General features: G+C 49.4%; 11 protein-coding genes and 1 pseudogene. 5 read left to right on the plus strand and 7 right to left on the minus strand.

Going from position 1 to position 18,141, the window contains the following annotated elements:
• Positions 1 to 100: 100 nt before the first annotated feature.
• Positions 101 to 493, minus strand: a complete 393-nt coding sequence (locus tag AB1S50_RS14895) for a hypothetical protein (RefSeq protein ID WP_367151699.1) — start codon at positions 491 to 493, stop codon at positions 101 to 103.
• 1,102 nt (positions 494 to 1,595) lie between these two features.
• On the opposite strand from AB1S50_RS14895, the gene AB1S50_RS14900 reads away from it, so the two are divergent.
• The 4 genes from AB1S50_RS14900 to AB1S50_RS14915 all read left to right on the plus strand — a co-directional run bounded on the left by AB1S50_RS14900 (position 1,596) and on the right by AB1S50_RS14915 (position 6,000).
• The gene (locus tag AB1S50_RS14900) at positions 1,596 to 2,693 is read left to right on the plus strand and encodes a hypothetical protein (protein WP_367151700.1); all 1,098 of its coding nucleotides are present in this window, start codon (positions 1,596 to 1,598) and stop codon (positions 2,691 to 2,693) included.
• A 5-nt stretch (positions 2,694 to 2,698) separates the two neighbouring features.
• Positions 2,699 to 3,961 carry a hypothetical protein gene (locus AB1S50_RS14905; RefSeq protein WP_367151702.1) on the plus strand — a complete coding sequence of 421 codons (1,263 nt, stop codon included), beginning with the start codon at positions 2,699 to 2,701 and terminating at the stop codon, positions 3,959 to 3,961.
• Between the two features lie 470 nt (positions 3,962 to 4,431).
• Positions 4,432 to 5,367 carry an AraC family transcriptional regulator gene (locus AB1S50_RS14910; protein ID WP_367151704.1) on the plus strand — a complete coding sequence of 312 codons (936 nt, stop codon included), beginning with the start codon at positions 4,432 to 4,434 and terminating at the stop codon, positions 5,365 to 5,367.
• Positions 5,368 to 5,475: 108 nt separating this feature from the next.
• Complete coding sequence (locus tag AB1S50_RS14915; RefSeq protein WP_367151705.1) at positions 5,476 to 6,000, plus strand: redoxin domain-containing protein; 525 nt, start codon at positions 5,476 to 5,478, stop codon at positions 5,998 to 6,000.
• A 241-nt stretch (positions 6,001 to 6,241) separates the two neighbouring features.
• On the opposite strand, the gene AB1S50_RS14920 is transcribed toward AB1S50_RS14915, so the two are convergent.
• The 5 genes from AB1S50_RS14920 to AB1S50_RS14940 form a co-directional block, all read right to left on the minus strand.
• Positions 6,242 to 7,792, minus strand: coding sequence for an MAC/perforin domain-containing protein (locus AB1S50_RS14920; protein ID WP_367151706.1), 1,551 nt, complete (start codon positions 7,790 to 7,792; stop codon positions 6,242 to 6,244).
• A gap of 475 nt (positions 7,793 to 8,267) precedes the next feature.
• Positions 8,268 to 10,685: a hypothetical protein gene (locus AB1S50_RS14925; RefSeq protein ID WP_367151707.1), complete on the minus strand. Its 2,418-nt coding sequence runs from the start codon at positions 10,683 to 10,685 to the stop codon at positions 8,268 to 8,270.
• 47 nt (positions 10,686 to 10,732) lie between these two features.
• Positions 10,733 to 11,323 carry a hypothetical protein gene (locus AB1S50_RS14930; protein WP_367151708.1) on the minus strand — a complete coding sequence of 197 codons (591 nt, stop codon included), beginning with the start codon at positions 11,321 to 11,323 and terminating at the stop codon, positions 10,733 to 10,735.
• A gap of 498 nt (positions 11,324 to 11,821) precedes the next feature.
• Positions 11,822 to 12,502, minus strand: coding sequence for a response regulator transcription factor (locus AB1S50_RS14935; protein ID WP_367151709.1), 681 nt, complete (start codon positions 12,500 to 12,502; stop codon positions 11,822 to 11,824).
• Between the two features lie 4 nt (positions 12,503 to 12,506).
• Entirely contained in the window at positions 12,507 to 14,573 is a 2,067-nt protein-coding gene (locus AB1S50_RS14940; protein WP_367151710.1) for an ATP-binding protein, read from the minus strand.
• A gap of 257 nt (positions 14,574 to 14,830) precedes the next feature.
• Here AB1S50_RS14940 and AB1S50_RS14945 point away from each other — a divergent pair.
• Positions 14,831 to 15,058: pseudogene (locus AB1S50_RS14945) on the plus strand (helix-turn-helix domain-containing protein); the annotation flags it as partial.
• Between the two features lie 64 nt (positions 15,059 to 15,122).
• Here the strand turns inward: AB1S50_RS14945 and AB1S50_RS14950 are convergent.
• Positions 15,123 to 18,131 carry a DUF2339 domain-containing protein gene (locus AB1S50_RS14950; RefSeq protein ID WP_367151711.1) on the minus strand — a complete coding sequence of 1,003 codons (3,009 nt, stop codon included), beginning with the start codon at positions 18,129 to 18,131 and terminating at the stop codon, positions 15,123 to 15,125.
• Positions 18,132 to 18,141: the final 10 nt, after the last annotated feature.

Below are 18,141 nucleotides of genomic sequence, written 5' to 3' on the forward strand. Positions count from 1 at the left end.
AGTCCGTCTTGAAGGCGGGGAAAGCTCGCCACCAAGGCCCGTAAGGGTAAAAAATGGCCTTAAATCGTCTATTTGGGCCGAGAATTGCGGATTCAAACGATTACCGTGTTTGAATCTGGCTGAAAATCAACAGCCTGCTAGTGGTCAAAACCAAACCCTGTGTATCCGTGTAATTGCCGCCAGTGTGTTTCAGGTTATCCACCAGGTAGAGGCCGCCCCTGTCCAGCTCCCCTATCAATGCCTCCCGCTGAGCCGGGTCCGCCGCGCCATAGCAGGCCTGAATCTTCGCCAGCAGCTGCAGCAGCGAATTCACTGACGCCTCCTCCGCGCCGGCCCGGATCGAATCCGCCACCAGTTGTGGCACTTCTATGGGTTTGTAGGCGAGGCTGCTCACCTGTGCCAACAGGTAGGCCATGCGGTCCGAGTAGGGAGCGCGATTGCCGGGAAAACTGAGATGCTGGCGATCGGAGAAATAGTCGATGTGTTTATTCATAACAGTGTTTGATGATCATTCTGGTTTTTCGAAAGTAGCTATTCGCAGACAGATGAACAGGGTTTGGCCAGCAACCCGCTACCCTGAACAAAATTGTTTGGGCCCTATATCAAGCCTCTATCCGCTTGCCCTGTGGCGAAACCCGCGCACAAATACGTCACAAATCCGTACCAGACAAAGCCATAGAAGGCTTGTCAGCAAGCCGTTAGCTCCGCGGCGCCCCAAAAAAATGGCTTGCGGACCCAGTTTTCCAGCGGGGTTTGCCCCAACCCGGTCCCGGCACAATAAAAAGCTGTGATCGCATATCCTTACGCGCCATTACAAGTCGTTACACTGAATTACAGCTGTGAAAATTCCTCCACTCCAGTATCGCCGGGTAAATTGGTGGCTAGGGAACCTCTGAATAATTCTGTGCAACCTCAGGCTTTGCGCATCCACAGCTGCCAGTAGTGCCATTACTCCCAACCAAACTTAAACAAAGCGCCCTCATCAAGCACCAATCCCCAAGGTTGTACCGCCACTCCACCGAACTATCATAGCAGAGTGGACCCGACAAAAAACCTCAATGGTTGCTGGTCAACGCCTGGCGAGCTTCTTCCCACTCAGTTTTGCGGCACACCCAACAGGTGGTTGAAAAAGCTCTCCCTGGCTTTCCTCAATCCGGCTTTATGCGACCGTGCTCCCCATTGAGACCCCCGGGCAAAGCAATTTACAATTGGCGCCCTGGCACAATATGCAATATCGTACCAGCGGACTAATTGGCCCTTGATCTTGACGTCTTGTTACTCATAAACTAAGTTCCCGACAAAGACCCCCAATAAAGAAAGTTAACCGGCACCAGCTTCAAGCTGAATAATTACATGAGAAGCGGAAGCAGACTCTACCCCAATAGAAAAATCCTGCACCGGGAGTGCAAAACATAAAATATGCGTTCAATATGCGGCAGCCCTGCGCACCCAAAAATTACAATAAAATAGAGCTACAATCCCGCAAGAAATCAGGTTTCCATTTAACATTGACCAGGCAAAGAAAATAACTGATCAGGTCAATAGCATTATTATTTATTCAACAGTCAATACCCGTCAAAAGGAGTAGATACCCTATGGAGTCAACCATTGCAGATGATGAAAAGAAACTGAACAAGGTCAGCCAGGTCGGCGGCGGACCCGCGCATGAGGGGGACGCGGAGAGGGATGCCAGGGATGCAGATACAGCTCGAGAGGATGCAGAATCCTCCCTCCAAGAAAATATACACGAGAGGATAGAGCGCGACAGGGAACAGGCGGAGCAGGCCATAGAAGCAATAGCTTCCCCACATAAAGCAGAGCTACAGAAATCATTAAACGAAAAATTAGAAACTCTGGAAGAATCTTCACAGAAAGCCATTGCAGAGGTGAGCAAGCTAAAAAGTGAATTTGTTGAAGACGTTAAAAATGTAAGGAGTTTGGGCGAAAGGTTTAAAAAATTATTGACAGATTCAAGTCTCAGCGAAGCGGAAAGAAACAAAGAAATGGATGCTATTGTAAAATCCATGGAGAAGATTTCACCGGAATTTGCAGAGGCAATGGAAAATATACGACCAGAAGTCATCTCAACGCTTGCCGCCAGAGATACTTTGCTTTATCTGAAAAAGGTTGTAACATCTGAATCGGCCAAAAAACAAATGCAGAAACTGGTGCTATTTCTGGATAAAGCACCGAAAGAGGCCGCATCACTTTTTAAAAATGTGAAAGTAGATGCAACAAAGAAATTACAGGAAGCCTTTAAGCCACTGGTGAAAACTGGCAAGATAGTTCTGGGGCTTTTAGCCTTTTTGCTGTTAGATGATATTCTCAAATCCTTCGAATCTTCCAAACGGAATCTAAAACACAACTACGCAGATGAGAAGGATGCCAAACTAGCAATATCGATGGATAGATACACTTTGATTGCCGAGCATCTGAAGGACGCCTGCAGTGACACTGGCAATCCATTCATGCAGCTCTACTATCAGTTGGGCCAGCTGGCTGTTTTGGACCATGCCTATACCAACACCCTGTCGGAATCAGACTACAGCGACATCGCTTCGATTATAAAAGATCAGCCCATCGCCAATTATCGAGTTATCCTGCCTGAACTGCTTGACTTCAGAGCGGAATCCGGCGAACGGCTTAGCTTAAGACATATCAGAATGATGCTGTTAATAAAATATGTGGAGTAAAAAACATGTCGAGTATCAAACTGCCCCAGAACAGTTTAGACAAAAAGCAATGGGCAGAGAAAACCAAATTAATAGAGAAAATATACAAAGATACAGAAAAACACCTAAAACATCCTTTTACCTTACCGGACGCGAACGCCAAGGAATACAATTATTACGACAACCAAAATCAGTGGAAATTTTATGTATCTCCGGATAAATTTGCCAGTCCGCTTGGAGTTGATTCCGGAAACAGCAATGGAATAGATTTTCAAAAAACCCTGTGGAAACTGGCTGCAACTGCCTCCTGGGCCGGTGGTGCCGGCGCAGCTACAGCCTTTCAACTGGTGGAAACCTTTTTAGGACCTGCGGATAGTGGAGGCACACAACTAACTTTCCTAATGAATTATATGGAAGATATCGTAAAGCACGAAATACAGGAGGATACCCTAAATACTCTCTATGGGAATATACTCAGCGCCAAGGGATTGTTAACCCGGGATGTCGCCACTTATATGCCTGAAATATTACAGGATGACAAGTACAACACTCTACAGAAGATGTTAATCGACAGACTGCAAGGTGTAGAGGGTCTTCTCAATAAAATAAGTGCGCCCGACTATGACGGGAATGATTCAGCGATCATGTTCTATACCATGGGCGTGCTTTGTATAATAGCGCTGAAAAAAGTACTTGCCAGAGTTGACTCTATAAGAAATAACAACTCGGATCCCATGTATTCCATATATACACAACAGATATTCAACGATCTGGCCAACAAAGAAGCATATCTGGATACACTGGAAAGGAAATTGCACTACCTTATACACAAACGCTGCTTTATACCCTATACACCAGCGGGAACAAATTACGTGCGCAATAAGTCTAGAGATCTCGAAGGGGAATATGGGAGCATAGCGCAAATATATACCCTGCAGAGAGATAAGGATAAGAAGTACGAAATCAATCCGCTATATAAAACGATTCCGAAAGAAGAATTTTCCTTCCAATTCAAAATATCCGGAAGAAATGCCGACGATAATCAAAGAGCATTTTGCATGGGAGACAGCGATGTCGGCCACGAAGTATTCTTCTGGCAAAAGGAGGATAATGAGAAGGAAAGAAATATTAATAACTGCAATATCTACCGATATTCCAAAGGTAGATACTGGTATTTTTTACAGCAGTATGAGGGAATGATCAGAACCTTTTGCAAACTATGTGAAATAGGACGTGACAAAAATCTGTCCTATGAGGATAGGGATCTGGAAGACGGATTCTGGAATTAAACAAGAGAAGGCGGGACTCCACCAAGCCTGCCTCACAACAATCCGGAACTGTTCAAATCCAATCCCAGAAAATCTATAATAGCAAAAGTGATTTTCAACTTCACGTCATAAAATTCACTCCGTCCGGGCGCAAATGCACCATTCCCAATTACCAGACCGCTGTTGCAAACCGGGAAGTTCGGATTGCAAATAGGCACCCCAAATCAGGGCTGGGAAAAGCCAGGGGGATTGTTTCAACAACCTACCATTAAAGCTATAGAGACCATGTGGCCAGCTAGATCGACCTTGAGCGAATTGATAACACTTATTAAATAATTGGATAGAAATTAACCCCCCATACTTATTCGACAGAAAATCATACTGAATCCTCCATATCTTCAGGCATTTCGATGATCCCAGGTGGAGGATTTGATATTCTCCGGTGCACTGTCTCTACAACTTGTAACTAACCGGCAACTGATTGAAATCCTATGGATGCACTGACCGATATACTGAATACACTGCGCATGTCCAGCAGCTTGTACTTTCGTACCAATCTTACAGCCCCCTGGGGGGTGGAGGTGCCCGCAAAAGGGGCCGTTGCACGCTTCCATATCGTGATAAGGGGAAACTGCTGGTTGCAGGTTGGAAACGAAACGGAATGGACACCTATGGCAAACGGCGACCTGGTCATTGTGCCTCACGGGACTTCGCATCGACTGGTGAACGAAAAGACCACGGAGGCACGCCCCCTGGATGATGTTTTGCAGGAGGTCGGCTTTACCGGCTCCGGACCTCTGGTCTATGGCGGTGGCGGCGCTGGCTGCACCCTGGTCTGTGGCGAATTGGCGTTCGACGCTCTGGGTGTGCACCCCCTCCTGGAGAATTTACCCGGCAAGCTGTACGTCTCCGGCGACACCAGCTACAACGCCAAATGGCTGGATAGCGCTATAGGGTTTATAGGACACGAGGCCGCCAAGCTGGACCCGGGCGCTCACGCCATTATTTGCAGGCTATCTGAGATTATCCTGATCCAGGTGATACGCACCTATTTGGCCACCAGCAAAGAAATTGTGCCCTTTTTATCCGCCTTTACCAGCTCCCGTATTGGCAAGGTACTGTCTGCGATCCACGCGGAACCGGCAGAGGACTGGACTGTCGAACGCCTGGGTCAGATGGCCAATATGTCCCGCTCCTCCTTTTCCAATCACTTTGCGGAATTGGTGGGAATGAGCCCTTTGCAATACATTATCTTTGTTCGCCTGCAACTGGCAAGCCGCTTATTGATTGAAACCTCCAAACCATTGATCAATATCGCAGAGAATATTGGCTACCGCTCGGAAGCGGCATTCAGCCAGGTTTTTAAACGACAGTATGGCATCAGGCCCGGTGAATTCCGCCGCAGCCATACCAGAATTGTGTCATAGGCCGGTTCAACTTTTAAAACAATTTAGAGTTTCATTGATCCTTTTGGAATCAATACAGCATCCCTCGCCCGCTGTTTGGCATTACTCGCTCTGCAAAAGCAGGAGGAAATGATGAATATTAGCGCAATAGAAAATTATGTGTCCCAACTGGAACTAACCGATATAGAGGGAAATAAAATTCCTATTGGAAATGGCAACAAGATCTGGCTATCCATATTTCGCGAAGCAACTTGTCCATTTTGTAATATACGCGTGTATGAAATGACCCAAAAAGCGGAATATTTTCTTAAAAGCGATATTCGCATAGTTGCGATTTTCAAGTCTTCCAGCTCCGATACAAAAAAATTTATTGCACAGCAACCAAGGCCATTCCAGATCGTAGCCGATCCGGATGCGTCGATCTATCGCGGATTAAGCCTTCGATCCTCCTTTAGCGCCAAGCTAAAAGCTATATTGCTGCAAATGCCGCGATTACTGCGGGGGCTGTCACTGACCGGCACAAGGGGCCTGGTAACCAGCAACCAGTTGCCAGCGGATATTCTGCTGGATGGAAAAGCCAAAGTCCTCAAAATCTATACGGCAAAAGACATCTCGGATCATATCCCCTTCTCGGAAGTAGACCGGTTTATTTAAGGCCTGTTGACACTAACAAGCATTTTTTAAATATCAGTCATCGATCTGCTGCTCTGAGCAGAGGGGCTGCCTCTGGTTTCGCGCCCTGCGGAGTTAGAAATTGCTTATGTGGACCCACCACACTCCGCAATTCCTGCCTTGCAGGCCACAAAACCTGAAGCAGCAGGGCTATCTCAGTTAGTGTGAACAGGCCCTAGTTACCGCGTTGATAAGTGGGGGCCTTCCTCTACCTGGCTGCCTATTACTTGAATTTCTTTTTCCTTAAAGTCAGATACAGATCGCCATACTCGAATTTATGTTTGGACGAGGAATAGGTCAGGTGGTTGTGACATATCAATTGGTGATGTCCATTGTCCGAGCCTACTCGGCTAGTGTGATTTTCTGAGACATCGAGCGCACCCAGAAACTCAAAATATTCATCCCCTTCATTCATATCCTCATACTTACGGAAATGTAGATGCACCGCCATCCCTACGGTATGCGAATAGTCCTTGGGGTTAGCTGAGCGGAACATTGTAATCGCCGGTGCATATATGTTTTTGGAGCTTCCCCACTCGTAATAATTTTCACCTGCCGAAACGCACCGACCTCCCACCAATCGATAATTTTGGCCTTCAAATTCAAAAATTGAAACGCCACGATTCCAATCAGTGATATTATTGCTGCACAACATCAAGGATGCAGCCGGCCATTCCCAGGGTGGATTGGGGTGGCTCATGGGGTTTTTACTCTGCCCATAGGCGAGCTTTGTTTTAGTTCTATGATCACCAAAGTCCAGACCCTCGGGGACTATAAAGGTCTTATTTGTCGGTTTTTTCGCGGCTTGATCCTTATAACAAATGGTATAAAATCCATAAATAACGGGAGAATCCAGCACGGCATCTTTATTTTCCGCGTAATTTTCAAAGGCGTTTTTTAATTCAACTTTCCGTGCATCACTGTCGGCAAGCTCCCATATCCCCATTAGCCCGTCTTTTGAAGGTTGAATGGGCACGGGGTTCTCTTTAACGGCATCAAAATAACCCTTGGAAAAGGCATTGATACTGTTGTCATCATTCACCGAAGGTGGTGCTGCACCAAACTGTTTTATATTGGACACCGATTCAAAGTGTTCGGTTACCTCTGAAGATTCAACATCGATGTTGGAACTCATCGCCACATGTCCCAGTTTTACATCGAACTCACCGTATACTGTCGCCGTGGCAACGGTCACATCTTCGGTATATGTATCGTCGATGGACATATCGATCGCCAGAGCGCCACCATAAATTAATTCATGGATAAAGTGCGTACCATGATTCCGGAATAGTTCGTAGGGGTCACCCGAATTAATCGCATGCCTGGCGTGGTCTGTAAGGCGTGACTTAAGATCATCCAGATTGGCACTCAGGCGCAGGCTAAAGTAGCTTCTTTGATAACGAAAAATACAAAACCAGCGGCTGCTGGTTGAACCGTGGCTTGTGGAAAAAGCCGCTTCCATTTCCCCCTGAAAAGCTTTGTATTTTACATCAATACCCAGGCCAGCTGTCACTTCCGTATAAACCTCCTCCAGGGATCGCGATATGATTTCCGTATTATTGGCGGAGTGGAGGTTAATAACCTGGATTTGTTTTGGGCACTTGTATTTATCGTCAATAACGATATTACAGTTGCTGTCACTGGTATCCCAGGGTTCAAATAACGACTCGGTAACATTACTTGCCAACCAGACTGGATCGGTTAAAAAACCACCTTCGAAAATATTCATCACCCCACCCAGGATGGGTAGATTTGGAACTACTGGATGCGTCATAAATTGCCTCTGTATTTATCGATTATTCGTGGCGGAATTTTAATCCTTCTTTTGATCTCCATTCAATAAGCTGCCATTACAGCCTATTACAAAAATGGAATTACTCTTCGGTTTTAGCTTCCCTTTCGAGCCAATCCTTAAACTTTAACCTTTTTGCACAATCGATATGGAGTTTTGTGACACTGATCACATTTAGATTGAAAGCTTGTATAGCTCTCACAAAGCTATGCAAGCGACCGGTACAGCATTGGAGATTACAGGGGGTCGCTGTTTTAATTTACCCTGTGTTGGTTGACAATGATTGGAGCCAGGTCAGTAATGGTAGAACTTACCTGGCTGATATTGTATAAATGGGGTTATATCCTTTGTTCTTGCGAACAGTTCGGTTGGGTTGATATGGTTGTTAAATGGAACCTAAGACCCTTCGCGTCGTCTCCGATCTGCGAAACCGAGAGAAGGGTCTCTATTTACCTTACTAAGTGATGCTTATTCCATTCTTACACTTACCATAGGAGAGCAGGTAGGCGACACGAAACGGTTTAGAGTTTGTGTTGATTTTCGCCTGGAGTTCGGGGTCATCGCAGAAAACCCACAATTCATCCACCCACTGTTTGCTGGGCTTGAGCATCATGACCTGAAAGCCGTATTCACTAACGTCGTTGTCTTTTATCGGGGCGGGTACGTCAAGTGGATCCACCTGAAGAATCTGACCTCTGACATCGACCGTGTTGACGCTGCCCTCATATTTGGCACCAATCGATCCAGTAAACTCGACATACCCACCTTCACCCACTCCATTAAAAGTAATCTCTTCTCCTCCGGACGCGCCAGCTGTAATTTTGGCATAGACATCCCAGCCAAATTCGGTTCCCTTGGTCGTTTTGCCGGTGTAAGCTTTCACCTGTTCAGACGCTTCTGTCCATGCGATGTTGGCATTTTTGGGAGCCACCTGGTTAGGTCGGAGAACTTTTCCGACATAGTCACTTCCCCATGGTGCATATGGCCATTCATCCATACCCGGAGGTAGAATTCCAGCCATGGGCCCGCCTTTTTGGTTGGGGTCATAGTCACCATTTGCGATCGCCTGATTTCGCGCGTCTATGCGCTCATTCAACTGATCTTCCAACTGTTTCATTGTTTCATTGATCGCGTTCTCGGTATACGAGGTTAAATCACCAGGTGTCACATAATAACTCGTAAAGTCGTGATCGACCGCCTGTGTATAGCGCGGCACAATGGATACAATCGAAGGCGAGTTTGTATCCAGCTTGCCATTATTATCAAGCATGTGAACGTCGTTTCGGACCATCACAGTGCCATAGCAAAATACCGTGCCGTCCGGAACCACTTTGCCCTCATTATCCGTCTGTGTTGTATGGATGATTTCATCCAGGGCTTGATTGCTCACCGCCTCTGACCATTTACCCGATAGACCAAAGCCGGCTTCAAGGTCAATATATGGACCGATACCCTTTGTCGTTTTAGCCAGAAAATGGACTCCCATCTCTCCCATCACCGCGTGCTGAACTTCTCGAGAGCTGGTTTTTTCACTGAGGTAATGAATGGAACCGTGAGAGCGACGTGCATAGTCGGCGTCAGGGGCATCCATAGTGTTGGACTGTGGAAATGGCATCGGGGAATCAAAGAGTGCGCGGACGACTAAAGAAGAAATATTGTATTGGCATTTTCCATAGGTCCCTGTCGTATCTGAAATGTTATAGATTTCAGCAGCGTCCGTACGGCGAAGCGATCCATAGGTTGAGTACTTCCCCTTAATGTGATCATCGACCACGAAGATGTTCTCGTAGATGTCATAATAGTATTCGTCTTTATCTGAACTTTCTAGTGCCGGACTATTTTCCGGTACACGCTGTCTCTTACCGTCGACTTCTTTGTAGGGACTGCCGACGATGAATGAAGCCAAAGGCATCTTTTGAGAGGAATGAGGGTTATTCCACACCAATGTCTCAGGTGTCAAGGTACCGACAATATTACTTAGATCACTATTAGTTTCGGGATCATTCAGAATTAATTTGCGAAATACCACATCTTTATCATTGCTGCGACAATAATAGAATCTGGGGTTTCCTATAGGGTCTAACGCTGCATAAACGCCTCGCAAGCCTCCGTCAAGATTGATAACGGACGAGTCACCATCAGAGAGCTCTTCACCCTTGTGCTCAAAAATAGTGATCCAGGCTTCGTTGTCTTCATGCTGCCCGGTAGCGACATAGGTTTTCCCGAGACAAATGAAACCACATGCGGTGACTTGACTCCCAAGCGTTGATTTCTGTTCATTTTCTCCGCCCTTCATCGTATAAGGGTTGCGCAAAGTTAGCCCTTGAGCACCATCGTTCAATTGCTGTTCGATGTCCACCTCGGAAAACCGCATGGTCTTTCCATCCTGCTCCTGCCAACCAATCAGTAAAGATTGATTCGGGAGCCTGGTAATACAGCAAGCCCGAAGCATATTTGGTGTGTCTCCCTCATAGGTAAATGGTATCGGCTCGCACCAGCCTCCTGTGCCTTGAATACCTTTGACATCCTCCACTCTCGACTTTCGCGAAATCTTGAGAGTCTGATTGTCTGCATTGTCAATCCAAAGCAAATACAGATAAAGTTCCGACACAACTGCTGAGATCGCATGTCTCGTGTAAAAAGAGGTGCCCTTTGTGGTTTTTATTGTCTTGATTTGCCATTCACTCGATTGAGTTAATGAGTCGAAATCGCCGGACTTCAGGTCTGCCAAAGCACCCTTCGATTCAGAGATGGCATGATTACCGTTCATGTTGCCCAGATAGTAGAGGCTACCGTCAAATACTGCAGTTGCACCTGTGTTATTTGCATTTGGTGTATCCGGGAGATGATATATAGATGATTCCTGATATGACATTCTGTTTTCCTTTTTAGTCATGTTGAGAATGCAGCTGTGCGGGTGCATCAGCCGCCTAGCGAGGTGGTAACACAGGTGTCGGGGGCAATTTCTATTGCCTGGCCGATGTTCCTGCAACCCAAGCTACTGGTTAATTTAACTGCATTGATCTGATGAACCGCCTCAAGCAGTAAACGAAGATGGAGCATGTCTCGATAGGGAAGGCAGGCAACTGCCTTCTCCGAAGAGGTTTTATTTATTCCCGACTGTAGATTTCCCACCATGATCGCGCGCAAAATGATAGCGCCTTTGATGACGTTGCTATCGACGAGGCGGATCAGGGTTCGGGCCACACTGCTATCGGAATCGCTGACGCAGATGACAAACCGTTCTCCGGCCATCAACCACATTTTCCTTGTGTCGCAGAGCCGTTTCTTACCCCCGGTAATATCACAGGATATTTTTTCAGGCTGCCCGGAAGCAGGAATGAAATCAGGTGCAGCCAGAAAATCGACACTGCCGTCGCAGGAATCCTCGTCGTTTGTCGTTCCAACACAATCGGTGGCATAAAATTTATTTGCACCAGAATCAAAAATGGCTTTTCTGAATACTTCAGAATGAAGATAACCAGGCACCTCAACTATCTTCCCTGCTGACACATTGTGCGGGTATTTCCGTTTGTTTCGCAAAATCAAAAATGTCCGTATATGCTTTTATACTTTTATTCATTCATGTAACGCCCCAGGTTAAACATCGGAATTATTAGCTGTGAGGGATCGGAGGCCTCCCTGCCGATGTCGTTCAACGGCCCGCTGACATCGTCTTGCCAAATCCGGGTTTCGTCAAAGTTGGCATAGCCACACGCCCTGAAAGTTGGAGCCTGGCCTCTGGTTCAAATTCGATGGTTCAGAACTTTAACGTTTCCTCCTAAACGAGTCTTACGTTCAGATCTTAATGAATTGTTAATGTGTATGACTGGTTGCATAAGCGGGTTTCTTACGCAGTGTTATGAGGTTTTCAGCCGTGTTTTCTCTGCAGGGTGCTTTTTTGCAGAGAGTAATTAGAGATTGATTAAGACGGCGGATGGATCAGCCGGATGTGGACCGGGTAATCGGTATTTTTGGGATAGTGGTCTTGCAAGTGAGGACGTTTCGCTATCAGCTATTTTCCAGCAAAGGTTCGCAGTTTGTTTCGACAATGCGGTAACCAACTCCGTGCACTGTGATAATTACCTGCTGCTCTTGTTTATGCTTCAGCTTGGTCCTCAGGCGGCTGATGATGACATCCAGACTGCGGGTCGAGCCAGTTTCACCATCGGCCCGCAGGATGTTGAGCAGACGATCGCGCTGTACGACTTTACCGGATACCCGGGTTAAGGCCGCCAACACACGATACTCGCCGTCACTCAAGGCTACACTGGCTCCATCCGCGTAGCGGATAGATCGTGCCCCAAAATCCAGACTGGCATGATTGAATTGGTAGTATCTGCTCTCTTCAGTCAAAAGCAGACGATCTCTGCGTTTTAAAGCCTTGATCCGTGCTGAAAGTTCCGGCAGCTCAAAGGGTTTCGGCAGATAATCGTCTGCCCCCATTTCCAGGCCAACCACGCGGTCTACTGGGGCAGACTTTTTCGAGATCATGATGATACCAACCCTGGGATTGGACCGCCGGAACGTATCGATCAGTGCGAGTCCGTCGCAATCCGGTAGCAGAATATCCAACAATACGATGCCGGGCTTGCGCGAGAAAAAGATTTTCCGGGCTTCTTTACCTGTGCCCACGGCATCGACCTGATATTCCTGGCTGTTGAGATACTTAACAATCAACGAGCGGGACACCGGCTCATCCTCTACCAATAGTATCCGCATGATCACGCTTCTCAATGTCGTCGGGGATATCGATCACATAATCCCGCAAACTCTGGATGGTAGTCTGGTACAGCTCCGAAACCTCAACCGCAGCCTGTCGCGCTTGCGATTCGCTTATGGTGGTGGCTGAAGCCTCAATTCGATCGCAGGCAAGATACAGGGCTTTCAGCCCCAGCATGGCCGCCACGCCAGCGAGACGATGAGCGCTGTGCGTTATCGCCTTTGGTCTGTTTTGGTTCAAGGCTTCGATCAAAGCAACATGACAGGTGGCACTGTGTTGCTCAAATTCTTCCAGTACCGCTCTGAAGGTTGACGGTGGCAGGGCGCGACAGTGGCCGTCAAGTTGGGCCTGATCGACCAGGGGGACGGCATCCGCCACGTTGGGCAGTTGTTCGCTCTGTGTAACAGCAACACAAGGTTCAGCTTCGGCCACCATGATACCTAGGTCCACCAGGATCTCCAAGAGTTGAGTCAGCTCGAAAGGTTTGGGCAGGAAAGCCTGACAACCAGCCTGTAAACTCGCCTCCCGGTCGGCTGCAAAGCTGGAGGCACTGATCATAACAACGGGTGTCCGGAGTCCTCTCCCTCTCAAAATGGCTACCGTCTCCAGACCATCCAACCCGGGCATGCGCTGATCCATGATGATCAGATCTGGCGGATGATTGTCCACCCGCTCCAGGCATCGCTCGCTGCTCTCGGCCTGATCCACCAGAATCCCCAAGGGGCTGAGCAACTCTGCCAATAAGGTGCGATTGGGTTTGACGTCGTCCACCACCAGGATTCTGGGGACCTTGCCAGTAGCGGGGGTAACCGGGGCAGAGCGGTTAATATTCTGGTGCTGTGCTTCCGGCTGGATGGGAATACTGAACCGGAAGGTACTTCCCTCGCCGACCCGGCTCTTCACACCGAGTGTTCCCCCCATTATCTCTACCAGTCGATGACTGATACTCAAGCCCAATCCCAGACCCTTTTCCACCCCGCCTTTAGTGTGTACCTGATGGAATCGCTCGAAGATTCTCTCAGATTCATTGGCGGCAACCCCCGGCCCTGTATCGGTAACCGAAAGGGTAAGCAGGCCATCGCTATAAGTTACCTCCAGCGACACGCTGCCGTGGTCGGTGAACTTTATCGCATTTCCCAGCAGATTGATCAGCACCTGGCGCAGCAGACGAATATCACAAACGAGCGCTGCAGGCAGGGCGGTTGGTATCACCAGATTGAGGGAGAGTTTCTTGTTATCAGCGCGCAACTGAAACAGGCGGATTAAATCCGGAAACAGCTGCCTGGGTTCCCATGCCGTCAATTCCAGCTCCACGCGGCCGTTTTCGATGCGTACCAGGTCGAGAAGGTCATTGATCAGTACCAACAGATGTTCTCCCCCCTCTTGAATCGCCCTGGCATGGCGTTGGTAACGCGGTTGCAGATCGGGGGCGGCGGTCAATAATTGCGAAAAACCGAGAATGGCATTCAGTGGAGTACGCAGTTCGTGACTCAGGTTCGCCAGGAAGACACTCTTAGCCTGGTTTGCCGCTTCAGCCGTCTCCCGTGCAGTTTGCAGCTGTTCTGCCCGCTGCTGGCTTTGCTCCAGGGTACGGCGCAGAGTATCGATCATCTTCCATACGGTGTAGGCGGAGATGCCAGCGAGTATGCTCAGGTTATAGGCGCTCAGTACCCAGGTGCTCGGTTGCCGGATGAAAGCCTCAAAATCGATAGGGAAGCTCCACCCCCAGCCAACCACAGCGACACCGACCGCCCCAATGGTCAGTGCTGTTAGCACAATGAGAAAAAGCCCTACCTGCACCGGCAACAACAACATGGCTATCATGGTGATCAGAATGAGTACACTCTTGGCGTCAGTTTGCGGGCCTGAGAGAAAGAAGCCGATAGCTGCAGCTAACCACCACAGGCCCACGAAGAGGATCGCCCGGGCAAGGTAAGGAATACGTTTTCGATAGAAAATCAACAGCAAAAAGAAGCAATATAAGACGAGCCTGACGGTGTTGTTGGGGGCCCACCCGATCTCATAGGCGCGGACGCTCATAATCACCATCCCCGGAATGTAGCAGACAGCCATGACCAACATCAGTCGATCGAGCAGGTGCGTCCGAGTTTGGTCAAAGTTTTGTTGGAGCGTCATAGTAATAGAAGAGTACCAGGTGCCCTGTAGAAACCGGGGAGCACGCTACTACAGAACCAACCTAATAGAAACTGAATGGCTTAAGCCTTTTACACCGCATCGTATTGAGACTACTGCATTCCATTAACCCGGCAATCAAGTAAATGAAGCATAATGCGGATATGAATAATGAAGCTTCCCGCAACCTGTCTCCCTCGGCTCAAGAGGAAAAACGAAAACTCGCTATCAAGCTCTGGAAGCAGGGAATGTCCCAGAAAAAGGTTGCAGAGATAGCGGGTACCACACCGCAAACTATGAGCGGATGGGTGAAACGATTCGAGGCCGAGGGCCTGTCAGCCTTGACGGCCAGAAAACGTGGTGTATCCCTTGGTGAACACCGACGTTTAACGGCTGAGCAAGAGAACTGCTTATGTAACTCATGCCTGAATGGTTATTTCCGGCTGAAATCATTTGTTATTTTCTCGCCGTCAGAAATTTCTGATACTGAAATGCAGCTCCCAGCATACACAAACCCACTAACATGCAGACCACGATCTTTTGCAATAGGGAAAAATCCTGCATATCCCACAGCAGGATTTTTAATGCAGCTACAGCATACAAAAGCAATGATAGCTTCAGCAATTCCTTGGTCGCAGGTTTTAGGGTCTGGAATAGCAACAGCGTTGCGTGCACCACCAGGGCAAAAGATACCGCCGGCAGCCACATGGTTTCCAGTACCTGTGCCAGCAGGGTGATGTAAACCGGAATGGCCGCCAGGTGCAATGCCCAGAGGTTAAACAGGCGACGCCCGCGCCATATAGCACGATTGGCAAAGAATCGCTGATATACCAGCAGAGTGGCGATACCCAGGGCCACCAAATTATAGATTCCAAGCAGGGGCGCTTTGCTGGAGCCGGCAATCACCGCGATAATCTGCGTTAAGGTGAGCAGCTCAAACAGGCGCAGGCTCAGCATATAAAGTGCCGTTAGTTGGTTGCGCAACGGTGCAAGCCTGGGTTTGAATATATAAAGACCGGCGAAATACAGCTGGCTCAATAATAGGGCCAGGCCAAAATCCCGGCTCAGGGCGTAGCTGCCAATAAACAGCGTTGCCCCAATGTAGTAGAAGGTCAGTGGAAAAACAGGGTTGAGCGCCTTGTGCAGTGCCCGCTGCCAATCCCGGCCTGTGGGTTTTCTCTGCAATCCCTGGCCAAGCCACAGGAGCCCCACCAGCGAGGCCAGCCCCAACAGCAGCCCGGTCATGGCCATGCCCTGCCAGTCGGCAAATTCCCTCAGGGCACAACCGAGAATTGCCACTAGGCTCGCGCCTGCAATCAGAATCCGCAGCTCCCGCTGCAGCAACTCCAGCCTCAGGCAACTATACAGCAGCAGGGTAATAGCACAGGACAGCCACAAAGCCACTGGGAGATAATCACTGGCCCTATAGAAGACTGTCGGCAGGAAGCACAACGGTAGCAAGACATAAAAAAGTTTGCACAAATTCATCGCCAGGGAAAAACCGCTGGACCGCACCTCCAGCCGTTGATAAAGCGCTGCGATTAACCACAAGCTGAGGAAGGCTTCCACACTGGCGATTTTTCCATAAAGTACCTGGTCATAGAAATGGAAGCTGCCCACAATCCATGCGCTCGCCAACAGCGGGATAAACAGCAGTGGGTAGTGGGCCAACCCCAGCCATTCGCTAAATGCTGAGCCCTTGCGCTGGCCTCGCCAGATCAAAAAGCCCATTGGCAACAGGGCCAGCAACCAGGTGCCCTGGGGCCAGAGGATAGCCACAGATAAAAGAAAACTGGCCGACAGAAAAACGCCAAAGGCGTTGTCCACCAGGCTAGCTATATATTGCTCTGCGGGGTTGATTCGGTGGGCCCAATGCTGCAACAGTCGGGTGAGCGCGAAGGCTGCCCCGCAGAGTGCCAGCCAGTTTCCCCAGCCGGCATCTGCATTGAGTGACAGCAGCATTGGAGCGGGAACCACTCCACCGGCCACCCAGGTAACAGCCTGCCACAACATGGTCAGGCTCGCGGCAGCAAGGGCAATATAACCCTCACTGCGCACGCTGAGAAAACCAAAGCGGGCACCCAGAAAAACCAGCAGCAGACCTTCAAGACACCATACAATACCCAGCAAAGCGGGGCTGCTCAACGCCAGGATGGCCAGACCCGCCAGCAAGCCACCGTGCAGCAAAGCCATATAGTGCACCACGCGGGCGGAATTGCTGGCGGCTCCGTAGCCAAACAGCCTGCGGGAGAAAATGGCCAGCGCCACCCAGGGCAGAAGATTCAGCAGCCATACAATCCCCAGCGCATGGGTACTTGGCACCAGGGACCAGCTGATATGGATAAATAGCAGCAGATTCGCCGCGATAATGACCAGACGCCTTCGGTCCAGCTTCCCGGACTCCAGTTCCCCAGCACTCAGCCCCCGCAAGGCATAGTGGGCAAAGCCGTAAAAGAAACCGTGTAATATCAGCAGCGGCCACCAGCCTGGAGTTGAATCATCCAGGTTTGAAAGTGAGAACTCAAACATACCGGCGCTCAGTGCCATGGTCACCATCGCGAGTTGTGGCCAGCGTATCTGCCTGGACAAATGCAGCATGGCGAGTGACAGTGCCAGTAAGTAACCGAGATAGATAACTGCCGATGGGTCCAAGTGATCCGCTACCAGAGGCATAGTGGAGCCGCCAAGCAGCGTCACCATGGACACGACCCGGGTTTCGAACAATAGGGCGAGCACATAAGATAGCCCGGTTATCGCCACTAGCAGGCCCAGGGCCACCGGCGTTGGCACCAGCTGATAGTAGGACCCGGCAAAGTAACCACACAGGTAGAGAAGAATCACTCCCAGCGCAATCAGGCCAGAACCATAGTCCGCCATATGGGGCATGCGCCGGCTGAAAGTAACACCGCCAAAAGTCGCCGCCGCCGCGACCAGGAAACCCAGGGTGACTTTGCCCACCGGCCCCAAATAGTTATTGAATGAGAATTGCAGCAGATACGTAAAACCAAACATCAGTGCCAGTATGCCCACTGCGGTCATAAAGAATACCGGCGCCCTGCCCTGCCGCTGGTAGTGACGGTAAAAACCCGCAAGGGGTTCCCATAGCCGACTGAGCGGCTCCAGGGTCGGCGCCAAAAAGCCAGACAAACCCTCCTGTAACCACGGCGAGGCTACTGATGCTCCACTCGCTTTTGTTTGCGGAGCTGCGGGTTGCGGGGATTCCTGTTCCGGCGATGCCGATACTGCGGATGTGGCCGCGGGCCGGGTGTGTCCAGCCCCCCCGCCAGCCCCTGTAGCCAGGGGCAGTTCATCGGCAATCCCCCCGGGAATGGTTCCTTCCTGCCCTTTCCCCTTCAGTTGCGCTTCAAGGGCCGACAACCGCTGTTCAAAGATCTCCAGGCGGCGCCGGTGGTCACGCTCCAGCAGAGTCAGTTCTGCGCGCAGTGAAATCAGTTCACTTTCCATAGGTAATCCA

This window comes from Microbulbifer discodermiae (genome assembly GCF_040742695.1).
GTDB lineage: Bacteria > Pseudomonadota > Gammaproteobacteria > Pseudomonadales > Cellvibrionaceae > Microbulbifer.

What these genes read in the sequence shown, in the direction of transcription:
- AB1S50_RS14895 (WP_367151699.1), bottom strand. Translation starts at nt 493, where the DNA reads ATGAATAAACACATCGACTATTTCTCCGATCGCCAGCATCTCAGTTTT.
- AB1S50_RS14900 (WP_367151700.1), top strand. Translation starts at nt 1,596, where the DNA reads ATGGAGTCAACCATTGCAGATGATGAAAAGAAACTGAACAAGGTCAGC.
- AB1S50_RS14905 (WP_367151702.1), top strand. Translation starts at nt 2,699, where the DNA reads ATGTCGAGTATCAAACTGCCCCAGAACAGTTTAGACAAAAAGCAATGG.
- AB1S50_RS14910 (WP_367151704.1), top strand. Translation starts at nt 4,432, where the DNA reads ATGGATGCACTGACCGATATACTGAATACACTGCGCATGTCCAGCAGC.
- AB1S50_RS14915 (WP_367151705.1), top strand. Translation starts at nt 5,476, where the DNA reads ATGATGAATATTAGCGCAATAGAAAATTATGTGTCCCAACTGGAACTA.
- AB1S50_RS14920 (WP_367151706.1), bottom strand. Translation starts at nt 7,792, where the DNA reads ATGACGCATCCAGTAGTTCCAAATCTACCCATCCTGGGTGGGGTGATG.
- AB1S50_RS14925 (WP_367151707.1), bottom strand. Translation starts at nt 10,685, where the DNA reads ATGTCATATCAGGAATCATCTATATATCATCTCCCGGATACACCAAAT.
- AB1S50_RS14940 (WP_367151710.1), bottom strand. Translation starts at nt 14,573, where the DNA reads ATGAGCGTCCGCGCCTATGAGATCGGGTGGGCCCCCAACAACACCGTC.
- AB1S50_RS14950 (WP_367151711.1), bottom strand. Translation starts at nt 18,131, where the DNA reads ATGGAAAGTGAACTGATTTCACTGCGCGCAGAACTGACTCTGCTGGAG.